Source organism: Nocardia sp. NPDC056000, assembly GCF_042269265.1.
Taxonomy (GTDB): Bacteria; Actinomycetota; Actinomycetes; order Mycobacteriales; family Mycobacteriaceae; genus Nocardia.
In genome coordinates, this window is record NZ_JBHJXS010000024.1 from 25,155 (window position 1) to 46,698 (window position 21,544).

Annotated in this window: 23 protein-coding genes; all 23 read left to right on the forward strand. The window is 67.1% G+C overall.

Annotated elements, in window-relative coordinates; all coding sequences use genetic code 11:
• Positions 1 to 16 precede the first annotated feature (16 nt).
• The 23 genes from ACFC4D_RS45055 (at position 17) to ACFC4D_RS45165 (ending at position 21,544) form a co-directional block, all read left to right on the forward strand.
• The gene (locus ACFC4D_RS45055; protein ID WP_364630575.1) at positions 17 to 994 is read left to right on the forward strand and encodes a BMP family protein; all 978 of its coding nucleotides are present in this window, start codon (positions 17 to 19) and stop codon (positions 992 to 994) included.
• 89 nt (positions 995 to 1,083) lie between these two features.
• A complete protein-coding gene (locus tag ACFC4D_RS45060; RefSeq protein WP_376072951.1) occupies positions 1,084 to 1,986 on the forward strand; it encodes an NAD-dependent epimerase/dehydratase family protein in 903 nt (300 codons plus the stop codon).
• 74 nt (positions 1,987 to 2,060) lie between these two features.
• Complete coding sequence (locus ACFC4D_RS45065) at positions 2,061 to 3,161, forward strand: amidohydrolase family protein (RefSeq protein WP_376072954.1); 1,101 nt, start codon at positions 2,061 to 2,063, stop codon at positions 3,159 to 3,161.
• 71 nt (positions 3,162 to 3,232) lie between these two features.
• Positions 3,233 to 3,976 carry a class I SAM-dependent methyltransferase gene (locus tag ACFC4D_RS45070; RefSeq protein WP_376072957.1) on the forward strand — a complete coding sequence of 248 codons (744 nt, stop codon included), beginning with the start codon at positions 3,233 to 3,235 and terminating at the stop codon, positions 3,974 to 3,976.
• 105 nt (positions 3,977 to 4,081) lie between these two features.
• Positions 4,082 to 4,660, forward strand: coding sequence for a Uma2 family endonuclease (locus tag ACFC4D_RS45075; protein ID WP_376072960.1), 579 nt, complete (start codon positions 4,082 to 4,084; stop codon positions 4,658 to 4,660).
• A gap of 306 nt (positions 4,661 to 4,966) precedes the next feature.
• Complete coding sequence (locus ACFC4D_RS45080) at positions 4,967 to 5,521, forward strand: dihydrofolate reductase family protein (protein WP_376072963.1); 555 nt, start codon at positions 4,967 to 4,969, stop codon at positions 5,519 to 5,521.
• A gap of 201 nt (positions 5,522 to 5,722) precedes the next feature.
• Positions 5,723 to 6,169 carry a 30S ribosomal protein S16 gene (gene rpsP / locus ACFC4D_RS45085; RefSeq protein ID WP_364630590.1) on the forward strand — a complete coding sequence of 149 codons (447 nt, stop codon included), beginning with the start codon at positions 5,723 to 5,725 and terminating at the stop codon, positions 6,167 to 6,169.
• Positions 6,169 to 6,411, forward strand: a complete 243-nt coding sequence (locus ACFC4D_RS45090; protein WP_067574801.1) for an RNA-binding protein — start codon at positions 6,169 to 6,171, stop codon at positions 6,409 to 6,411. The genes rpsP and ACFC4D_RS45090 overlap by 1 nt, the downstream gene beginning before the upstream one ends.
• The gene (gene rimM / locus ACFC4D_RS45095; protein ID WP_375954682.1) at positions 6,412 to 6,951 is read left to right on the forward strand and encodes a ribosome maturation factor RimM; all 540 of its coding nucleotides are present in this window, start codon (positions 6,412 to 6,414) and stop codon (positions 6,949 to 6,951) included.
• A 5-nt stretch (positions 6,952 to 6,956) separates the two neighbouring features.
• Positions 6,957 to 7,646: a tRNA (guanosine(37)-N1)-methyltransferase TrmD gene (gene trmD / locus ACFC4D_RS45100; protein WP_376073040.1), complete on the forward strand. Its 690-nt coding sequence runs from the start codon at positions 6,957 to 6,959 to the stop codon at positions 7,644 to 7,646.
• A gap of 108 nt (positions 7,647 to 7,754) precedes the next feature.
• A complete protein-coding gene (locus tag ACFC4D_RS45105) occupies positions 7,755 to 10,202 on the forward strand; it encodes a Tex family protein (protein WP_376073043.1) in 2,448 nt (815 codons plus the stop codon).
• A 311-nt stretch (positions 10,203 to 10,513) separates the two neighbouring features.
• Positions 10,514 to 11,383, forward strand: a complete 870-nt coding sequence (locus ACFC4D_RS45110; RefSeq protein ID WP_375954680.1) for a hypothetical protein — start codon at positions 10,514 to 10,516, stop codon at positions 11,381 to 11,383.
• Positions 11,384 to 11,406: 23 nt separating this feature from the next.
• Positions 11,407 to 13,074 carry an alpha-keto acid decarboxylase family protein gene (locus ACFC4D_RS45115; protein WP_375954679.1) on the forward strand — a complete coding sequence of 556 codons (1,668 nt, stop codon included), beginning with the start codon at positions 11,407 to 11,409 and terminating at the stop codon, positions 13,072 to 13,074.
• A gap of 221 nt (positions 13,075 to 13,295) precedes the next feature.
• Positions 13,296 to 13,637 carry a 50S ribosomal protein L19 gene (gene rplS, locus ACFC4D_RS45120; protein ID WP_364630604.1) on the forward strand — a complete coding sequence of 114 codons (342 nt, stop codon included), beginning with the start codon at positions 13,296 to 13,298 and terminating at the stop codon, positions 13,635 to 13,637.
• A 74-nt stretch (positions 13,638 to 13,711) separates the two neighbouring features.
• Positions 13,712 to 14,503: a signal peptidase I gene (lepB, locus tag ACFC4D_RS45125; RefSeq protein ID WP_375954677.1), complete on the forward strand. Its 792-nt coding sequence runs from the start codon at positions 13,712 to 13,714 to the stop codon at positions 14,501 to 14,503.
• A gap of 31 nt (positions 14,504 to 14,534) precedes the next feature.
• Complete coding sequence (locus tag ACFC4D_RS45130) at positions 14,535 to 15,272, forward strand: ribonuclease HII (protein WP_376073045.1); 738 nt, start codon at positions 14,535 to 14,537, stop codon at positions 15,270 to 15,272.
• A 43-nt stretch (positions 15,273 to 15,315) separates the two neighbouring features.
• Complete coding sequence (locus ACFC4D_RS45135) at positions 15,316 to 15,621, forward strand: DUF2469 domain-containing protein (RefSeq protein WP_067514125.1); 306 nt, start codon at positions 15,316 to 15,318, stop codon at positions 15,619 to 15,621.
• An 85-nt stretch (positions 15,622 to 15,706) separates the two neighbouring features.
• Positions 15,707 to 16,066, forward strand: a complete 360-nt coding sequence (locus ACFC4D_RS45140) for a YraN family protein (RefSeq protein ID WP_376072966.1) — start codon at positions 15,707 to 15,709, stop codon at positions 16,064 to 16,066.
• A gap of 1 nt (position 16,067) precedes the next feature.
• A complete protein-coding gene (locus ACFC4D_RS45145; protein WP_376072969.1) occupies positions 16,068 to 17,576 on the forward strand; it encodes a YifB family Mg chelatase-like AAA ATPase in 1,509 nt (502 codons plus the stop codon).
• Complete coding sequence (gene dprA / locus ACFC4D_RS45150; protein WP_376072972.1) at positions 17,573 to 18,835, forward strand: DNA-processing protein DprA; 1,263 nt, start codon at positions 17,573 to 17,575, stop codon at positions 18,833 to 18,835. Before ACFC4D_RS45145 ends, dprA begins: the two co-directional genes overlap by 4 nt.
• 89 nt (positions 18,836 to 18,924) lie before the next feature.
• The gene (locus ACFC4D_RS45155) at positions 18,925 to 19,848 is read left to right on the forward strand and encodes a tyrosine recombinase XerC (RefSeq protein WP_376072975.1); all 924 of its coding nucleotides are present in this window, start codon (positions 18,925 to 18,927) and stop codon (positions 19,846 to 19,848) included.
• 46 nt (positions 19,849 to 19,894) lie between these two features.
• A complete protein-coding gene (locus ACFC4D_RS45160; protein WP_376072978.1) occupies positions 19,895 to 20,695 on the forward strand; it encodes an N-formylglutamate amidohydrolase in 801 nt (266 codons plus the stop codon).
• 84 nt (positions 20,696 to 20,779) lie between these two features.
• Positions 20,780 to 21,544: a siderophore-interacting protein gene (locus ACFC4D_RS45165; protein WP_375954667.1), complete on the forward strand. Its 765-nt coding sequence runs from the start codon at positions 20,780 to 20,782 to the stop codon at positions 21,542 to 21,544.

A 21,544-nucleotide genomic window follows, 5' to 3' on the forward strand; every position in this document is an offset into this window, starting at 1 on the left:
CCCCGAAGGAAACACCATGAAGAAAATCGCTGTCGCCCTGCTGACCCTGGCCGTCGGAGCGTCCGTCGCCGCGTGCGGCAGCGGCGCGGAAGACACCGGCGGCAAGCTGAAGGTCGGTGTCATGTTCCCCGGTTCGCTCTCCGACGACGGCTTCATGCAGTCCGGGTACGAGGGCTATCAACGCATCGAAAGCACTCTGGGAGAGAAGGTTTCACTCAGCAAGGTGGAGCAGGTGCAGACCGCCGACTATCAGCAGGTGCTCACCCGCCTGGCGTCCACCTCGAATCTGGTGGTGTCGTTCGGCGGTCAGACCGATTCGGTGCTGCGCCAGGTCGCCCCCGCCTTTCCCGGGGTGAAATTCGTCGAGATCGGCGGTCCCGCCGATGCCGCCCCGCTCGCCAACCTCGCCTACTACGACCCCATGCAGGATGACGGCGGCTATCTGGCGGGAGCGTACGCCGCGCTCACCAGCAAGACCGGCAAGGTTGCCTTCCTCGGCGGCCTGGAGCTGCCCGCGATCGTCAAGACCGCCAAGGCTTTCGAACAGGGCGCCAAGCAGGTGAAGCCCGAGATCACCGTGCTCGCACCGCAGTACGTGGGCGATTTCAACGATGTCGCCAAGGCCAAACAGGCCGCGCAGGCCGGAATCGGCGCGGGCGCGGACGTTTTCGGCCAGCAGCTCAACCTCGGTCACCAGGGTGTCGCCCAGGCGGCCAAGGAGGGCAATGCCTCCGTTGTCGGCGGACCGGTGGTCAAGTCGTGCGAGGCGGGCAGCGGCTACGCGGGCTTCGTCAAGGAGGACACCGGCGCGGAACTCGAATACGCCGTGCACGCCGTCCTGGACGGCACCTTCAAGGCCGAACAGGTCCCGTTCGGGCTGGCCTCGGGCAAGAACGCCACCGATATCGTGCTCTGCACCACCGATCCGGCGATCACCGCCGCCATGGCGAAGGTCAAGCAGGATTTGACCGCCGGGGTCCTCACCATCAAATGACCGCGCCCGCGTTCGGCCCCCGCTTCGAAGCGACCGAGGTAATCTACTACTTGCTGTAGTAATGATTCGGTGGAAGCGGGGGCTATCCCATGAAGGTATTTCTGACCGGCGGGACGGGTGCCATCGGGAGCCACGCCCTCCCGGCGCTGGTGTGGGCGGGGCACGAGGTCACGGCATTGGCGCGCACACCGGAGAAGGCGGAGTGGATACGCGCCCGGGGCGCGACGCCGGTGATCCTGTCCCTCTTCGATAGCGACGCTCTCGCAACGGCTTTCGACGAGCACGACGCCGTGGTGAACCTGGCCACGGCGCTACCCGCCACCTGGCGGTGGCTATCGCAACGAGCATGGCGGCGCTGCACCCGAATCCGGGTGGAGGGTTCCACCGCAGTCACCGCCGCCGCGGTGCGGGCCGGAATCCCGCGCCTGGTGCAGGAATCCGTCTCGATGATCTACCCCGATCGCGGCGCGGACTGGATCACCGAGGATCTGCCCGTCGACCACTACCCCCGAGCGGCGGGAAACATTGCGGCCGAAGCGAATACCGACGGTTACACGGCCGCGGGCCGGACCGGCGTGGTGTTGCGCTTCGGCGTCTTCTGCGGACCCGGCGCGGCACACAGCGCGGAGATGTTCGCCCTCGCCCGCCGCCACGTGGTCATCATGACCGGCCCTCCGGACGCGTACATCTCCACGATCCATCTCGCGGACGGCGCGGCGGCCGTAGTCGCCGCGCTCACCGTCGATGCCGGGACCTACAACGTGGTGGATGACGAGCCGCTGACCCACCGCGACTACGCCACCGCCCTCGCAGATGCCGCGGGCGCGCGACCGTGGCTGCGCGGTCCGGGCCGGGCCACCCTGCTGGCGGGACACCGGATGACCTCGACGACCCGATCCCTGCGGGTCGGCAATGCCCGGTTCAAGTCCGCCACCGGCTGGTCTCCCCGGTACCCCAGCGCCCGCGAGGCGTGGCGCACCTTCGCCCACTGATCTTGCGCACCGCGCGGCGGTAGTTTGTAGTGGAGCCGAGGGTGTCCGGACACGATGTGGCGAGGAGGCCGGCGATGCGTCTGCATTTCCGTGGTGTGGTGCTGCCCGAAGGGGAATTGCGCGATATCTGGGTGCGGGACGGGGTTATCTCGTACGAGCCGATCGCTGATGCGGACACCGTGCACGCGTCGGGCTGGATCGTGCCCGGACTGGTGGACGCGCACTGCCACGTCGGCATCAAATACGGTGGCGGGGACGAGGATTCGGCGGGTGCGGTGGCACAGGCCGAGGTGGAGCGGGATGCGGGGGCGCTGCTGCTGCGCGATGCGGGATCACCCATCGACACCCGGTTCATCGATGAGCGGGAGGACCTGCCCGAGATCATTCGCGCCGGAAGGCATATTGCCCGGCCGCGCCGGTACATTCGCGAACTCGGGATCGAGCTCGACGATGAACGGGATCTCCCGGAGATCGTCGCCGAACAGGCGCGGCGCGGGGACGGTTGGGTCAAGATCGTCGGTGACTGGATCGACCGGTCGGTGGGGGATCTGGCCCCGCTGTGGTCCGATGCCATTCTGAAAGAGGCCATCGACGCCGCTCATCGTGAGGGCGCGCGCGTGACCTCCCACGTATTCGGCGAGGACGCGCTGTACGGCCTGCTGGAAGCGGGCATCGACTGCATCGAGCACGGCACCGGCCTCACCGACGACACCATCGAGATGATGGCGCGCAACGGCACCGCACTCGTTCCCACCCTGATCAATATCGACACCTTCCCCGAAATCGCCGACAGCGCAGGCAAATTCCCCACCTACGCGGCGCATATGCGCGATCTGCATCGCCGCTCCCGCGAGACCGTGGCCAAGGCGCACGATGCGGGCGTCCCCATCTACACCGGCACCGATGCGGGCGGTTCCATCCCGCACGGCCGCATCGCCGACGAGATCGCCGCCCTGTCCGGCGCGGGCTTCTCCAACCACGACGCCCTGGGCGCATCCTCCTGGAATGCCCGCACCTGGCTCGGCCGCTCCGGCATCGAACCCGGCGCCCGCGCCGATTTCATTGTCTACCAACAGGACCCCCGCCTCGACCTGACAGCCCTGACCACCCCCGCCTGGGTGGTGCTGCGCGGCCACGTCTACGACCGCCGCGACCCGGTCACCGCATACCGGTAATTCCATGGGCTATTCGCCCGCCGCCCACCCTCCTAGAATCCAATGACCCAGGCATTCGGAGGGGAATTGCCATGAGCACCGTTCCCGCATACCGGCGGCGCGGTTCATACGGCGTGGACGCGCCCGCCCAGATCTGGATTCTGGGCGGTTTCGTCGCCGTGTTCCTGATCGCCGCCCTCGTCCTCGGGCCGCTCTACTTTCACGTATTCGCCTGGTATCTACTGGTTCTGGGCCTGCTGATGGCGATCCAAACCGCCTTCTACGTGTACGCCACCCGCCGCGGCAAATTCCAGGTGTGGGACGAACTCCTCGACGCCCTCGCCCTGACCGGCGACGAGCGCCTACTCGATATGGGCTGCGGCCGTGGCGCGGTCCTGCTGTCCGCCGCCCGCCGTCTGCCCCGCGGCCGGGCCGTCGGAATCGACCTGTGGCGCACCGTGGATCAGTCCGGCAACGCCGAATCGATGACCGCCGCCAACGCGGAGGCGGAGGGCGTCGCCGATCGAGTGGATCTGCACACCGCCGATATGACCCGATTGCCTTTCGGCGACGGTGAATTCGACGTGGTCGTCTCCAGCCTCGCCATCCACAACATCAAGACCCCTGAACTACGCGCCGCAGCCGTCCGCGAGGCAGTCCGCGTACTGCGCCCCGGCGGCCGCCTGCTCATCGCAGACATCTTCAAATCCCGCGAATACGAAGCGGTCCTGGCCGATCTCGGCGCACGTGATCTCACCGCCCATTCACTCGGCTGGCGCATGTGGTGGGGCGGACCCTGGGTGGCAACTCGTTCGGTGTCCGCGACCGCCCCGTGAATGCCTCCTCATCAGCGGATATCTGTCGGTGGGGCGTGTCAGACTGGCAGGGATCGAGAGCGATCCCGACAATTCATGTGGCGACATGATCGGACGGAAATGACCATGACAGCGGAGGTTTCGACTATTCACCCACTGGGGCCGACGACCGTGGAGGACTGGCTAGCTGAGGAGCAGCCGGTTGATGGATCCCGTCTCGAACTCATTCTGGGGTACCGCTATATGACACCTGCGCCCGGTGGCTGGCATCAACATGCCTCGTTCCAGCTTGCGAAACTCCTCGACGCGGCCGTCTCGGAGGCGGGTCGTTCGGATCTACGTGTTCTCCCGGCGGTCGCGGTGAAGATCAGCACCGCGTTCCGGACCGGCGTCATTCCCGATGTTGCCGTGGTCAGCGCCGGTATCGATCGGACCAGCTATGAGCCGGATGAAGTCGTGCTGGCCGTCGAGGTGTGGTCGCCCGGCAATACCCGCGAGGAGCGGGATACGAAAGTGGCGGGCTATGCGTCCGCTCGCGTTCGGTATTTGTGGACCGTCGAGCTGCTCGCGGGCAAACCTGCCAAGTTCTGTTGCTACCGGATGGGTGAAACCGGGTATCGGCAGGAGGTCTATGCGGCGGCAGGTGAGACCGTCGTCGCGCCCGGACCGGTCCCGGTCACGGTCGACACCTCGCTCTCGAGCTGACCGCGCGAAATCGGCTTACAGGTTGGTGGATTCGACTACGCGGAACAAGTGAATCAGTCATGCTTCACATGTTTTGTCGTTCCACCTTGTTAGGAGAAGACCTTGGGTTCCGTTGAAAGCTTTGCGACGGCCGTACTGGCCGGACTGGTCGTCAAGCTGCTGACCGGCAGCATCGGCCACTAGGACCGTGCGGACAGCCCATCGGAGTCGCGCGGGCTCCGGTGGGCTGATTCGTGTCACCGATGAATTCCCGGCGGCCGGGGAGTCCCTATTGGATAGGTATTTGCACCGATAGGGAGGTTGATCATGCGGGATCTGGTTGTCACACAGAACATCACGCTCGACGGAGTCATCGACGCGAGCCAGGGGTGGTTCACCGTCGGCGCGGGGGAGCAGGGCGAACTCGACGATGTGCTCGCCGAACTCATGAAGCACACCGAGGCGTGCGATGCCGTGCTGTACGGGCGGGTCACCTTCGAGGGCATGCGCGAGTACTGGCCCAAACAGCTCGACGATGACACCGGCATCACCGCCGAGTTGAACGAGATGCGCAAGTACGCGGTGTCCCGGACCATGGGCGATCCGGGGTGGAACAATTCGATCGTGCTGCGCTCGCTCGACGAGGTGCGCGCACTCAAGCAGCAGCCCGGAAAAGATATCGTCAGCACCGGCAGCATCACCCTCGTGCACGATCTGACCGCCGCCGGACTGGTCGACGAATACCGGCTGTTCGTCTATCCGGTGGTCCTGGGCCAGGGTGCGAGACTGTTCCCCGAGGGTGCGAAGGTGCCCGCGCTGCGGCTGGTCGAGAGCAAACAGTTCCGCTCCGGCATCGCGCTGCTGCGCTACCGCACCGACTAGCCCGATTTCCGGGGCGTGCACCCCGTCTGGCAGAATGGTCGCTCGTCCTCGTCGAGGACAGTGCAGCCCGTCTCCGGATACGTTCCGCGCGGCGGTCACACACTCAACGCAAAACCGGGCCCACCCCGTGTGGGCTGCTGAATTGCGCCGTGACCACTCAGGCTTTCCCGTGTGGAAGGCCGCCATCGAAAGGCACAGCTCATGGCTGTTCGTATCAAGCTGACCCGTCTGGGCAAGATCCGCAACCCGCAGTACCGCATCGTCGTCGCCGATGCCCGTACCCGTCGTGACGGCCGCGCGATCGAGTCCATCGGCATCTACCAGCCGAAGGAAGAGCCCTCGCTCATCCAGATCGATTCCGAGCGCGCGCAGTACTGGCTGGGTGTCGGCGCGCAGCCGACCGAGCCCGTGCAGCGTCTGCTGGAGATCACCGGCGACTGGCAGAAGTTCAAGGGCCTGCCGGGCGCCGAGGGCACCCTGAAGACCAAGGCCGCCAAGCCGTCCAAGCTGGACCTGTTCAACGCCGCGCTGGCCGCCGCCGACAGCGAGCCCACCACCGAGGCCGTCACCCCGAAGAAGAAGGCCGCCAAGAAGGAGGAGGCCGCCGAGGCTTCCACCGAGGCTGCCGAGACCCCGGCTGCCGAGTAATGACGGCCGTCGTCGCCGATGCCGTCGAACATCTGGTTCGCGGCATCGTCGCCAATCCGGACGATGTCCACGTCGAGCTGATCACCAGCCGTCGTGGCCGGACCGTCGAGGTGCATGTGCATCCCGATGATCTGGGCAAGGTGATCGGGCGCGGTGGACGTACCGCGACCGCACTGCGCACCCTCGTCGCCGGTATCGGCGGTAAGGGCATTCGCGTCGACGTGGTCGACACGGATCAATAGATGGAACTCGTCGTCGGGCGGGTCGCCAAATCGCACGGTGTGCGTGGCGAACTCGTCGTAGAGGTCCGCACCGACGAGCCGGATCTGCGTTTCGCGCCCGGCAGCACCCTTTCGGGGCGGCTGCCGCGCGCGAAGCAGACCCAGAAGTACGTAGTGGAGTCGGCCCGGGAGCACTCGGGCCGGCTTCTCGTGCGTCTGGACGGGCTCGTCACGCGTGAAGCCGCGGATGCGTTGCGCGGCATGCTTTTCGTGATCGACACCGCCGATCTGCCGCCCTCGGAGGATTCGGACGAGTACTACGATCACGAACTCGAAGGTCTCACCGTGCAATTGGGTGACGGCACCGTGGTCGGCAAGGTCCGCGAAGTGCTGCATTCCGCTGCGGGAGAACTGCTTTCGATCACCGCGGCCGAGGGCTTCCCGGGTCCCGCGGGCCGAGAGATCCTGGTGCCCTTCGTGAATGCGATGGTTCCGACGGTGTCGATCGCCGACTCTCTGATCGTCATCGATCCGCCCGAGGGTCTGCTGGATCCGGAGTGAGCGCGATGCGAATCGACGTCGTCACGATCTTCCCCGAATATCTGGAGCCGCTGCGAACGGCCTTGCTGGGCAAGGCAATCGACAAGGGGCTGCTGGAAGTCGGCGTGCACGATCTGCGTGACTGGACGCACGACGTGCACAAGGCCGTCGACGACACCCCGTACGGCGGCGGCCCCGGCATGGTCATGAAACCCACCGTGTGGGGACCGGCGCTGGATGACGTCTGCCCGGACGACGCGCTGCTGGTGGTGCCCACCCCCGCCGGTGTGCCGTTCACTCAGCGCACTGCCGAAAGATGGTCCGCCGAAAAGCATTTGGTGTTCGCGTGCGGTCGCTACGAAGGCATCGATCAGCGCGTCTTCGAGGACGCAGCCCGGCGCGTGCGCGTCGAAGAGGTCAGCATCGGTGACTACGTGCTGATCGGCGGCGAGGCCGCGGTGCTCGTCATGACCGAGGCCGTGGTGCGCTTGATGCCCGGCGTGCTCGGCAATAAGCAGTCGCACGAACAGGATTCGTTCTCCGACGGACTCCTGGAGGGCCCCAGCTACACCCGCCCGGTGTCCTGGCGCGAACTCGACGTCCCCGACATCCTGCTCTCGGGCAATCACGCCAAGATCGATGCTTGGCGTCACGAACAGTCGCTGGAGCGCACTCGCGCCCGCCGCCCCGATCTGCTGCCGCCCGACGGCGAATAATCTTCGCGCAGTTCGCTTTGTTGCCGTTCAGGCGCGGCGTTTATCGGTTTTAGGTGCGGCACTGTGCGAGCCTGTCGCCGCACGACGGTAGTGTCTGCGGGCGTGACGATAGCCTCCGAACCTGTCAGCGCAGACACCGTCAGCTCCACCGGAACCGGAACCGTCCGCCTAGCCAGTGTCGGCCGCCGTATCGCCGACGAGCTGGGGGTGCGGGAAGAACAGGTGCGTGCCGCCGTCGAACTCCTCGACGCGGGCTCCACCGTTCCGTTCGTGGCCCGGTACCGCAAGGAGGTCACCGGCGGTCTGGACGACGCGCAACTGCGCCAACTCGATGAGCGCCTGAACTACCTGCGCGAACTCGACGACCGCCGCGGCTCGATCATCGAATCCATCCGGGGCCAGGGCAAACTCGACGACGCGCTGCACGCGCAGCTCATGCTCGCCGACACCAAGGCCCGGCTCGAGGACATCTACCTGCCGTACAAGCCCAAGCGGCGCACCAAGGCGCAGATCGCGCGCGAGGCCGGGCACGAGCCCGTCGCCGACGCTCTGATCGGCGATCCCGCCACCGATCCCGCGCAGTACGACGCCGAACAGCTCGACGGCGCGCGGTCCATCCTGGTGGAGCGTTTCGCCGAGGACGCCGATCTGGTCGGTGAACTGCGCGAACTCATGTGGAATCGCGGGCAGATCAGCTCCAGCGTGCGCGCGGGCAAGGAAGAGGCGGGCGCGAAGTTCGCCGACTACTTCGAATTCAGCGAACCGTTCTCCAAGCTGCCCTCGCACCGCATCCTGGCGCTGCTGCGCGGTGAGAAGGAAGAGGTGCTCACCCTGCACCTCGAGGCCGACACCGAAGAGCCGGAGCCCGGCGAGCGCACCATCTACGAGGGCCGCATCGCGCACAAGTTCGGCATCGCCGCACAGGGCCGCCCCGCCGACACCTGGCTGCTGGACACCGTGCGCTGGGCCTGGCGCACCAAACTTCAGGTGAGCATGGGCATCGATATCCGGATGCGCCTGCGCCAGAGCGCCGAACGCGACGCCGTCGACGTGTTCGCCATGAACCTGCGCGATCTGCTGCTCGCCGCACCCGCGGGCACCCGCACCACCATGGGCCTGGACCCGGGCTTCCGCACCGGTGTGAAGGTCGCCGTGGTCGATGCCACCGGTAAGGCCGTCGCGACCGAGGTCATCTACCCGCATACCGGTCAGACCGAGAAGTCCCTGGCCGTGCTCGGCGCACTGGTCGCGCGGTTCAAGGTGGAGCTCATAGCCATCGGCAACGGCACCGCCTCCCGTGAGACCGATGCCCTTGCCGCCGAACTCATCTCGCGCATTCCGGAGAACAAGCCCACCAAGATCGTGGTCTCGGAAGCGGGCGCGTCGGTGTACTCCGCCTCGGCCTACGCCTCGGTGGAACTGCCCGATATGGACGTCTCGCTGCGTGGCGCGGTCTCGATCGCGCGCCGCCTCCAGGACCCGCTCGCCGAGCTCGTGAAGATCGACCCGAAGTCCATCGGCGTCGGGCAGTACCAGCATGACATCTCCGAAACGCTGCTGGCCCGCTCGCTCGGCGCGGTCGTCGAAGACGCCGTGAACGCCGTCGGCGTCGACGTCAACACCGCCTCGGTGCCGCTGCTGTCCCGCGTCTCCGGTATCACCGGCTCGGTCGCGGAAAGCATTGTGGCGCACCGCGATGCCAACGGCCCGTTCCGCAGCCGCACCGCACTGCTGAGCGTGCCGCGCCTGGGCCCCAAGGCTTTCGAACAGTGTGCGGGCTTCCTGCGCATTCGCGGCGGCGACGATCCGCTGGACACCTCCTCGGTGCACCCCGAGGCATACCCGGTGGTCCGCCGCATGCTCGAGGCCAGCGGTCGCGGTATGCACGAACTCATCGGCAACACCACGGCATTGCGCGCTCTGCGCCCCGCCGATTTCACCGATGAGCGTTTCGGTGTTCCGACGGTCACCGACATCATTGCCGAGCTCGAGAAGCCGGGCCGTGACCCGCGCCCCGAATTCAAGACCGCCGAATTCGCCGCGGGCATCGAGAAGGTCGCGGATCTCAAGCCCGGCATGGTGCTGGAAGGCGTGGTCACCAACGTGGCTGCCTTCGGTGCCTTCATCGATGTCGGCGTGCATCAGGACGGTCTCGTGCACGTTTCCGCCATGTCCCACAACTTCGTGAAGGACCCCCGCGAGGTCGTCAAATCCGGCGATGTCGTGAAGGTCAAGGTCATGGAGGTGGACGTACAGCGTCAGCGCATCGGCCTCTCGCTGCGCCTCGACGATGAGCCCGGCGCGCCCAAACCCGAACGCGGCGAAGGACGTCCGCGCGGTGGCCAGGGTGGCGGCGCACGCCAGGGCGGCCAGGGCGGCGGCAACCCGCGCGGCCAGGGTGGCGGCGGCGCACGCGGCAACCAGGGTGGCGGCCAAGGCGGCAATGCCCGCGGCGGTCAGGGTGGCGGCGCACGCCAGGGCGGCGGTAACCGTCCGCAGGCCGCCCCGAGCGGCTCGATGGCCGATGCCCTCCGCCGCGCGGGCTTCGGCAAGTAGATCTCGCACGCAGATGTGGTGGCACGGGTAATCCCGAGAGGGAGCCCACGCCACCGCATCGGCGCTCGTCCGAACCCCGCGGCGAAGTAACCACCGGGGGTCGACCGCCTGTGCGGCCTCGTGCCTCGGCCCGGCGGTCACCGCTGACCGGCTCGCCCGTGCCGGTGTCTTTTGTCTTGTTCCCCGTTGGTTCGGGTTCACGGAGCGGCCGACGGCGAGGTGCAGAATGGCGTTGACGTGGGCACTCCCGAGGCGTCGCTACGCTCGGTCGTGACCTTGCCGGCGCGACGGATCGTGGAGACGAGACTGGGATGAAGGGTTTGCACCGCTGGTGGGAGCACGACGTCGTGGAGAACGGGCGGCTACCGCTGGCCTGCCTGCTACTCGGCTTCATCGTCGGTTTCATCCTGATTCGAATCAGCGTGCGGCTCATTCGCAAACAGGTGCGCTGGTGGCCCGGCAATGTCCGCGCGGGCGATGTGCACATCCACCACATGGTGTTCGGCGTGATCCTGGTGCTGGGTTCGGGCGTCACGCTGGTGACGCTGTACGACAGCAGCAGCGGTGTGGTCGGCGCGGTGGCGGCGGTCTTCGGCGTCGGCGCGGCGCTGGTGCTCGATGAGTTCGCGCTCATCTACTACCTGCGTGACGTGTATTGGGAAGAGCAGGGCCGTACTTCGGTGGACGCCGTATTCGTCGCGGTCGCGGTCACCGGTTTGCTGCTGCTCGGTTTCCATCCGCTGTGGCTGCTCGATATCAATGACTTCCGGCGCGATCCCGGGACCGCCGAGCGCACCCTGATCGCCGCGTTCGCGGTGGTGAATCTGCTGCTCGCCGCCATCGTCATCGCCAAGGGCAAGATTTGGACCGGCCTGTTCGGCATGTTCTTCCCGCCGCTGCTGGTGGTCGGCGCGCTGCGCCTGAGCCGTCCCGGTGCGCCGTGGGCGCGCTGGCGGTACGGCAACCGCCGCGGCCGCATGCGGCGCGCGATCGTGCGCGAACGCAAATACCGGCGGCCGGTCATCCGGGCCAAGATCTTCCTGCAGGATCTGGTCGCGGGTAGCCCGGATGTCGCGCATGTGCGCAGGGCCGCCGAGGAAGAGTTGGTGCGCACCGTCGTTCCGGCCCCATCGGCCCCGTTACCCACGCCACACCTGGGTAGCAGAAAGATTGCTGACTGACGGTCGGCATGCCAGGGTTGGGCATGGGCTACGTTGTCGGCGATTACCTGCTCGATCGGCTCCACGAACTCGGCGTCACCGAGATATTCGGTGTCCCAGGCGATTTCAACCTGCAATTCCTGGATCACGTGATCGAGCATCCGGGTATCCGATGGGTCGGCAGCGCCAATGAACTCAATGCCGGATACGCCGCGGACGGGTACGCGCGATTGCGCGGCATCGGCGCGGTCGTCACCACCTACGGCGTCGGTGAGCTCAGCGCCGTCAACGCCATCGCCGGAAGCTACGCCGAGTACGTGCCCGTCGTACATATCGTCGGCGTGCCCGCCAAGGACATTCAGGCCAATCACCGCATCATCCATCACACGCTCGGTGACGGCGATTTCCATCATTTCCGGCGGATCGCCGCCGAAGTGACCTGTGCGCAAGCCGATCTCGGTGCGGCCGATGCCTGCCAGGAAATCGATCGGGTGCTGAATTCGGTACTGGTGCACCGGCGTCCCGGATATCTCATGCTCGCCACCGATACCGCGCGCATCGAGGTGAGTCCGCCGACCACGCCCCTCGCCCCGCCCGCCGACTTCAGCAGTGCCGGTGCGCGAACCGCTTTCACCGCGGCGGCCCGCGAATTCCTGGCCGATCGCCGGGTCACGGTGCTCGCCGACGTCTTCGTCAATCGCATCGGCGCGACGGATCAGCTGCGCGGTTTGCTGGCCGCCGGTGATCTGCCGTACGCGACGCTCGCCTGGGGCAAAACCCTCGTCGATGAATCGACGCCGAACTTCCTGGGCGTCTACACCGGTGCGGCCTCACCGGAAACCGTGCGCGCGGCCGTGGAGGATTCCGAGCGATTGGTGACCGTCGGCGTGCAGTACACCGACAGCATCACCGCCGGATTCAGTCATCGCATCGATGCGCGGCGCACCATGGAAATCGGCCCGGAGCGCACGGTCATCGGCGGTGTGGACGCGTACGCCCCGCTCTCGCTCCCGGCGGCGCTGGAGATCCTCACCGAAATAGCCGCTGAATTCGCGGCCCCCGACAAGACCACCCCCACCGCCGATGTCATCCCCGCCGTCACCGATCCCGGTGACACCCCGCTCACCCAGGCGACCCTGTGGCCGCTCATCGCCGGAGCCCTGGACAACAACAATGTGGTTGTCGCGGACCAGGGTTCGGCCTTCTTCGGCCTGGCCACCCTGCGCATGCCGAGCGGTATCACCTTCATGGGCCAGCCGCTCTGGGGTTCCATCGGCTACGCCCTGCCCGCCGCGCTCGGTGCCGGGCTGGCCTGTCCGGATCGGCGCGCGGTGCTGGTGATCGGTGACGGCGCGGCCCAGCTCTCCATCCAGGAACTCGGCACCTGGATTCGTGAGCGACTGACCGGTGTCATCGTGCTGGTCGACAATGACGGCTACGCCATCGAACGCGCCATCCACGGCCCGGCCGCCCCGTACAACGACATCGCGCCCTGGCGCTGGTCCGAACTCCCGCACGCGTTCGGCGGTGACGAGGATTCGGTGCTCACCCTGCGCGCGACCACGGTCGGCGAACTCCGCGAATGCCTGGAGGTAGCCGCGGCCGCCCAGGACTGCCTGGTCTTCCTCCAGGTGGTCACCGGCCGCACCGACTATCCGCCGCTGGTCTCCGATATCGCCTCGGCCATCACCCGCGCGAACAGTCGCTCCTGACCGCCTCGTACGCTGATCAGGTGGTTCGGCGGTAGACCCCCGATTACAGCGCGGGCGGTTCCGTCTGGCACAATGCTCAGGTTGCCTTGGACGTGTTCGAGTGTTGAACACGGCTGCCGGGGCACCGCCCAATATCCGGAGCACGAACCGGTAGAGCATCTCCCTTCCGGGCAGGTAGCCACCAGGTTCCTCTGTTCGCGCGAATCCATATAAGGACGGAAATGAACACCCTCGACTTCGTCGACGAAAAGTCGCTGCGCACCGACATCCCGGCGTTCCGCCCGGGTGACACGGTCAACGTGCACGTGAAGGTTATCGAAGGCAACAAGGAGCGCATCCAGGTCTTCAAGGGCGTCGTGATCCGCCGCCAGAACGGTGGCATCCGCGAGACCTTCACCGTGCGCAAGGTGTCGTTCGGTGTCGGCGTGGAGCGCACCTTCCCGGTGCACTCGCCGAACATCGATCACCTCGAGGTCGTCACCCGTGGTGACGTCCGCCGCGCGAAGCTGTACTACCTGCGCGATCTCCGTGGCAAGGCCGCGAAGATCAAGGAAAAGCGCTGATATAGCTTTTCGCTCCGAACGCCGAGTAGCCCGGCACCGCATGGTTCTTCGCGGTGCCGGGCTACTCTGTTCCGGTGGCAGACGAGAGCGAGTCGGTGACGGTGTCCGGTGCGGACGACAGCGGTCGGGCAGCGGATGCGCCGACGCCCAAGCCGAAGAAGAAGCAGCGGCCGTTCTGGCAGGAACTGCCGATGCTCATCGGCATCGCCGCGGTCATCACAGCGCTGGTGGTGACATTCATCGGACGGCCGTACGTGATTCCGTCGCAGTCGATGGAACCCACCCTGCACGGCTGCGCGGGCTGTACCGGCGACCGCATCTACGTGCAGAAGCTGAGCTACTACTTCGGTGATCCCAAACCGGGTGACGTGGTGGTGTTCGTCGGCCCGACCGACGACTGGAACAAGCACTACACCTCGATCCGCTCGAAGAACACCGTGATGCGCGGGGTGCAGAACTTCTTCTCGTTCTTCGGCCTGGTGCCGCCGGATGAGAACGATCTGGTCAAGCGGGTCATCGCGACCGGCGGGCAGACCGTGCAGTGCTGTGACGCGCAGGGCCGAATCCTGGTGGACGGCAAGCCACTCGACGAGCCGTACGTGAAGTTCAACAATAAATTCGATCCCGAGCACCCGGATGTCCCGTTCAACGCGGGCGGCCGCGCGTTCGGCCCGATCAAGGTGCCGAACGGCAATCTGTGGGTGATGGGCGACAACCGCGCCGAATCCGCCGACTCGCGCTATCACATGCGTGATGAACTGCAGGGCACCGTGCCCGTCGACGATGTGCGCGGTAAGGCGGTCTACAAGATCTGGCCGCTGGGCCGGATCGGATTCGTGAAGTCGCAAGACCCGCAGACCAACTGAGCTCGAGCGGGATAATCGACCGGTGGGGAAGATGGCGAACGGTGGCGTGGCGCGCAAAACGTGCGGCGGCAAGAAGATTCAGCCGATCGAACGCGGCGATTGGCCGCCGCGCGTCGTCATGCGGCGCGCGGGCGGGCTACGCACCCTCGAAGCGGCGCTCATCCGCAGCGGACTGGGTCCGGTCGCGGGCGTCGACGAGGCGGGCCGCGGTCCGTCCGCCGGACCGCTGGTGGTGGCGGCCTGTCTGCTCGCACCCAAGGCGTACACCTCGCTGTCCGGGCTCGATGACTCCAAGAAGCTCACCGAGGCCGCGCGCGAGGAGCTGTTCCCGATCATCAAGCGGGTCGCGCTGGCCTGGAAGGTGATCGTCATCCCGGCCTGGGAGATCGACTCCATCGGTATTCACGTCGCCAATATCGAAGGCATGCGGCGTGCGGTGGCCGGACTGGACCCGACCCCCGGGTACGTTCTCACCGATGGGTTCCGGGTGCCCGGGCTACCGGTGCCGTCGCTGCCGGTGATCGGCGGCGACGCGACGGCGGCCTGCATCGCCGCGGCGAGCGTGCTCGCCAAGGTCACCCGGGACCGCATGATGGTCCAGCTCGACGAGCAATTCCCCGGCTATGGTTTCGCCGGTCACAAGGGCTACAACACGCCCGAACACACCGAGGCCCTGCGGCGGTTGGGCATCACCAGTGAGCACCGGCGGTCCTGGCGCAATGTGCGGGAGACCGGCCGGGTGGCTACCGATACCGCGTATGCGGGATGATGTCCGTACACCCAGTTGGGCGACAAGGAGGACGTTCCACCCGATGAGCGCCGAGGATCTCGAGAAGTACGAAACCGAGATGGAACTCTCGCTATATCGCGAGTACAAGGACATCGTCGGCCAGTTCTCATATGTGGTGGAGACCGAGCGCCGCTTCTACCTGGCAAATACGGTCGAGCTGCGGCCGCAGAACGCCGATGGCGAGGTGTACTTCGAGGTGCGCATGTCCGATGCGTGGGTCTGGGATATGTACCGGCCCGCCCGCTTCGTGAAGCATGTTCGCGTCATCACCTTCAAAGATGTCAATATCGAAGAGCTGGAGAAGCCTGACCTGCGGCTTCCGGAGTAATCCACAGCCTTCCGTCATCCACAGGCAGTCTGTTTCCGCAGGTCGGCATGGCCGGGTCCGTCATGGGCCCGGCCATGCTGGCTGAATGGGAGACAATCTCGCGCTCGGAGCGCATGGGGAGGAGCTGGCGGCGCGGTATCTGAGCGCCGCCGGGATGGAGATCGTTGCCCGCAATTGGCGATGCCGGTACGGGGAACTGGATCTGATCGGGCGGGACGGTGAGGGGATCACCGCCTTCGTCGAGGTGAAGACCCGGCGCAGTCGCGCCTTCGGCGCGCCCGCCGAGGCGGTCACCTTTCTCAAACAGCAGCGCATTCGGCGGCTGGCCCTACTGTGGCTGCACGAACAGCAGGGGCCGTGGCGGCGGGTCCGGTTCGATGTGGTGTCGGTGCTGATGCGGCCCGGTACCGAACCGGTGATCGAACACCTCAAGGCGGTGTTCTGAGATGCCTTTGGGGAGAGCGTTTTCCGTGGCGGTGGCCGGGGTGGACGGAACCCTGGTGGAGATCGAGGCCGATATCGGCCAGGGGTTGCCCTCGGTGCATCTGGTCGGGAGGCCCGATACGACATTGCAGGAATCCCGGGATCGGGTGCGCGCGGCGGTCAGCAATACGGGGGAGAAGTGGCCGGACGGGCGGGTCGTGCTGGCCCTGTCACCGGCGACCCTGCCCAAGGTGGGCTCGGTCTACGACCTGGCCCTGGCCGCCGCCGTGCTGGACGCGGCGGGCACCATTCCGGCGCATCGGCTGGCCGATACGGTGCTGCTGGGCGAACTGGCCCTGGATGGCCGGGTGCGCCGTGTGCGCGGCATCCTGCCCGCGGTCCTCGCTGCCCGAACCGCCGGTCGCGCCACCGTCGTGGTGCCGACGGCCGCCCTGCCCGAGGCCGGGCTGGTGGACGGTATCCGGGTGCTGGGCGCGTCCACCCTCGGTGAACTGCTGGATTGGCTGCGCGGCACCTTCGACCTGGCCCTGCCCGCACCCGCCGCGCCACCGCTGCTGCCACCCGTGGGCGATCTGCGCGAGGTGGTCGGCCAGGACGAAGCCCGCTGGGCATTGGAGGTGGCTGCCGCGGGCGGCCACCACCTGCTCCTGACGGGTCCGCCGGGCATAGGCAAAACCATGCTGGCCCAACGCCTTCCGGGCCTGCTGCCACCGCTGCGCGAACGCGAATCCCTGGAGGTGACGGCTATCCACTCGGTGGCGGGCATCCTCTCCGACGATCACCCGCTGATCTTCTCGCCACCCTTCGTCGCGCCGCACCACTCGTCCTCGGTCGCGGCGATGATCGGCGGCGGCTCGGGCTCGGCCCGCCCGGGAGCGGCCAGCTGTGCCCATCGCGGCGTCCTCTTCCTCGACGAATGCGCCGAGATAGGTACCAAGGTCCTGGAGGCGCTGCGAACTCCCTTGGAGGAGGGCGAAGTTCGCATAGCCCGCCGCGACGGCGTGGCCCGCTATCCGGCCAGATTCCAACTGGTCCTGGCGGCGAACCCGTGCCCCTGCGCGCCCGCCCGCGATATCGACTGCATCTGCGCCCCTTTGGCCCGCCGTCGCTATCTCGGCAAGCTCTCGGGGCCATTGTTGGACCGCATAGACCTGGCAGTTCAAATGCACGCCCAATCCGCGGGTGCCTTCAGCGGGGAGGAAGTCGAAAGCAGCGAGGCTGTTCGAGCACGGGTGGCCGTTGCCCGCGATGCCGCCGCCGAACGCTGGTCCGCCCTGGGTTTATCCACCAATGCCGAAGTCCCGGGCCACATCCTGCGCCAGAAATTTCGCCTCCCCCGCGAGGCCCTCGCCCCCGTCGAAAACGCCCTCCGCCACGGCCGCATGTCCGCCCGCGGCGCGGATAGGGCGATAAGAGTGGCCTGGACCGTCTGCGACTTACGCGGCGGCGACCTCCCCACCGCCCAGGACATCCTGCAAGCCTTGAACTTCCGCCAGCGAGGTGCCGCATGAGTGACCACCGGCCCCACGGTCCCGCCCGGGGTGGACTGGATTCCTCACCTGAACCGCAATGCGGCGCAGCCGAATCCGGCAAGAGCCACGATGAGCGGCGTTTGGCATGGGTCTATCTGTCGCGAGTGGTGGAAGGGCCCTGTGCCGCACTGAGTTCGCTCATCGAGTCGGTGGGTGTGGTGGAGGCGGCTCGGGCGGTGCGTACATGTGCGCTGCCGGAAGTGCTGCGCGGGCCGACCGAATCGCGGCGGGGGATCGAGCAGGCCGAGGCGGATTTGGCGTTGATGGATCGGCTTGGGGGACGGGTGATTACGCCCGATGACGCGGAGTGGCCCGCGTGGCGGATGCTGGGATTGCGGCAGTTGGATCCGGAGCAGGACGAGGCCGCCGCTGTGCCGCTGGTCTTGTGGGCGCGGGGGCCGCGTTCCCTGTTGGAGTGCACCGAGCGGGCTGTAGCTGTCGTCGGTGCGCGGTGCAGCACCGGGTATGGGAATCACGCGACGGGGGAGATCGCCGGGGAGCTCGCGGTGCGGGGGTGGACGGTGGTGTCGGGGGCGGCATTCGGGATCGATGGGATGGCGCATCGGGCGGCGCTCGCGGTGGGCGGGTGCACGATCGCGGTGCTGGGGTGCGGGGTGGATCGGCCATATCCGGTGCAGCATGATCATCTGCTCGCCGAGATTGCTGCCACGGGGCTGGTGGTCAGCGAATATCCGCCCGGGACCGGTGCACGTAAGCATCATTTCCTGGCGCGGAATCGACTCATCGCGGCGTTGGCGGACACCGTGGTCGTGGTGGAGGCGGGTGCGCGCAGTGGGGCGCGCAATACCGTGAAATGGACTCGGCGGCTTGGGCGTCCGGCGTTGGCGGTGCCGGGGCCGATCACCTCCGCGGCTTCGGTGGGGTGTCATCGCATGATTCGAGAGGGGGAGGCGTTTCTGGTCACCAGCGCGGCGGACATTCTCGATGAGGCTGGGCCGCTGCGGCTTTCGCTGCCGGGGAAGGTGCCGTCCGCGCCGGAGGACAATCTGTCCGATGAGGAGGCGCTGATCTATGCCGCATTGCCCGCGGTCGGGTCACGGGTGCCGCGGTCGTTGGTCGCGGAGACCGGCCTCTCGATGCCCGCGGTTCGCGCGACGCTGTCCGGTCTGGAGATTTCCGGGCTGGTGGCCTGTGATGACTCCGGTTGGTACCGCCTGAACCAGTCCGCGCCGGTCGGTGCGCAGGCGATAGTGGCCGAACACGATCGGCATCGTTGAACCGCGTCGCGGCGCGATGGCACCTGAGCCCTACGGTGACGGCGGCGCGGGAACTTGCTTTGCGGGAAGAGGAGGGTGAACGTGGGGGGATGAGTGGACTGCCCGAGGATCTGGAGGCTTTGCTGACCGAGTACGGGCGGCATCTGCGCCTGGGGCGGAATCGGTCGGAGCATACGGTGCGGGCCTATTCGGGGGATGCGCGGTCGCTGCTGGAGCATTTGGTGGCGCGATCGGCGGATTCCGGTGTGGCGGAAGTGGATCTGGCGCTGTTGCGGTCCTGGCTGGCGGAACAGTCGGCGGGCGGTGCGGCCCGCACCACCATGGCGCGGCGGACATCCTCGGCCCGCACGTTCACGGCTTGGCTGACGCATACCGGGAAGCTCGGGGTGGATCCCGGACCGCGGCTGGGGTCGCCCAAGGCGCATCGGGTACTACCCGCGGTGCTCGGCCGGGAGCAGGCGCGGGCCGCCATGGACGCGGCGGAATCCGGTGCCGCGCAGCATGATCCGATGGCTCTACGGGACCGCCTGATCGTGGAGATGCTGTACGCCACCGGAATTCGGGTGAGCGAACTGTGCGGCCTCGATATCGACGACGTCGACCGCGAACGCCGCCTCGTACGCGTACTCGGCAAGGGCAACAAGGAGCGCGCGGTGCCATTCGGCCTCCCCGCCGATCAAGCCCTGGACGCGTGGCTGCGCTACGGCCGTGCTTCCCTGGCGATCCCGGATTCCGGTCGCGCTCTCCTACTCGGCCGCCGCGGCCGCCGACTCGATCAACGCCAAGCCAGAACCGTTGTGCACGAGGTGATTTCCGCGATCCCCGGTGCTCCCGATATGGGCCCGCACGGTTTCCGCCACACCGCCGCCACCCACCTCCTCGAGGGCGGCGCGGACCTGCGCGTAGTCCAGGAGATCCTCGGCCACGCCAGCCTCGCCACCACCCAGCTCTACACCCACGTCTCCATCGACCGCCTGAAGAAGGCCCACGACCAAGCCCACCCCCGCGCATGACCGCCGACCTTCTCGGGAGGCCGCGCGACCGGGCACACTCGCGCGCATGACTGTTCATCAGTTACCCGGCTCGGTCGATCTGCTGCCCGGTGCGGCGAATTCGGCGGTGATTCTGCATGTTCCGCACTCTTCGCGCGTGATTCCGCCCGCCGTCCGCGCCGATATCCTGCTCGATGAGCGGGCGCTCGCGGACGAGCTGGATCACATCACCGACGCGCATACCGAGCGGATCGCCGCCATCGCGGCGGGACTCGCTCCGGTGCGGCCCTGGCAGTTCGTGAATCTGCTGTCCCGGCTGGTGGTCGACCCGGAGCGTTTCCCGGATGAGCGGGAGGAGATGCTCGCGGTGGGTATGGGTGCGGTGTACACGAGGACTACGCATCGGGAAGCCTTGCGCGTTGCGGACTTCGACCCGGAACCGCTGCTGGGCGAGTACTTCCGTCCCTATGCCCGGGCGATGGCCGACGCGGTGGCCGATCGGATCGCGGCCACCGGCCGGGCGATCATCATCGATGTGCACTCGTATCCGACCGAGCCGCTGCCGTACGAGCTGCACGGTGACGGCGTTCGCCCGCCGATCTGTTTGGGTGCGGACGACTTTCACACGCCATCGCGGCTGACGGCCCGCGCCGCCGAGATTTTCGCCGAATTCGGGGGAGTGGGCATCAACAGCCCGTTCGCGGGTACCTACGTACCCCTGGACCGGTATGGAACAGATGCGCGCGTCACCGCGTTGATGCTGGAAATCAGGCGGGACACCTATATGAGCGAACCCGGTGGCCCGCCCGGAGCGGGTCTGGAACGCCTGGCGGCCGCGCTGGCCGCGCTGATCGATGAACTCTCATGATCGACGCCATATCGAAGTCTATCGACGAGCTATCGTCAGCCGTGCTACGTTGAGTTAGGTAATCCTAATAATGGAGGTGGCTCCTTGGCTCGCGCCCGCACAACCTTTGTCGTCCAGAACACCATTCGCCTGTCCGAGCACCTGATTCGCGTCCACCTCGGCGGACCGGGCTTCGCCGCGTTCGAGCCGAACGCGTTCACCGATGCCTACGTGAAGCTGGCCTTCCCCGGCCCCGACGGTGACACCATGCGCACCTACACCGTGCGCTCGATCGATACCGCCGCACAGGAGATCGCCATCGATTTCGTCTATCACGGCGATGAGGGCGTGGCCGGTCCCTGGGCCGCCGCCGCCGAACCCGGCGACACCATCGATCTGCTCGGCCCGGGCGGCGCCTACGCCCCGCGCCCGGACGCCGACTGGCATCTGCTCGCGGGTGACGACTCCGCCCTGCCTGCCATCGCCGCAGCCTGTGCCGCGCTGCCCGCCGATGCGGTGGGCCGCGTATTCGTCGAAATCGCCGGGCCTGCCGACGAACTCGCGTTCGTTTACCCCGAAGGCGTGAAGCTGACCTGGATTCACCGCGGCGACGCCGCTCCGGGCGAGCTTCTCGCTGCTGCCGTGCGCGCCGAACCCTGGCTCGACGGCCAGGTTCAGGTCTTCATCCACGGTGAAGCCCAGGCGGTCATGCACGACCTGCGTCCCTACATCCGCAAGGAACGCGGCATCACCGCCGAATGGGCCTCGTCCATCTCCGGCTACTGGCGTCGCGGCCGCACCGAAGAGGGCTTCCGCCGCTGGAAGTCCGATCTGGCCGAGGCCGAAAAGGCTACTCCCGCAGGGGTTTAG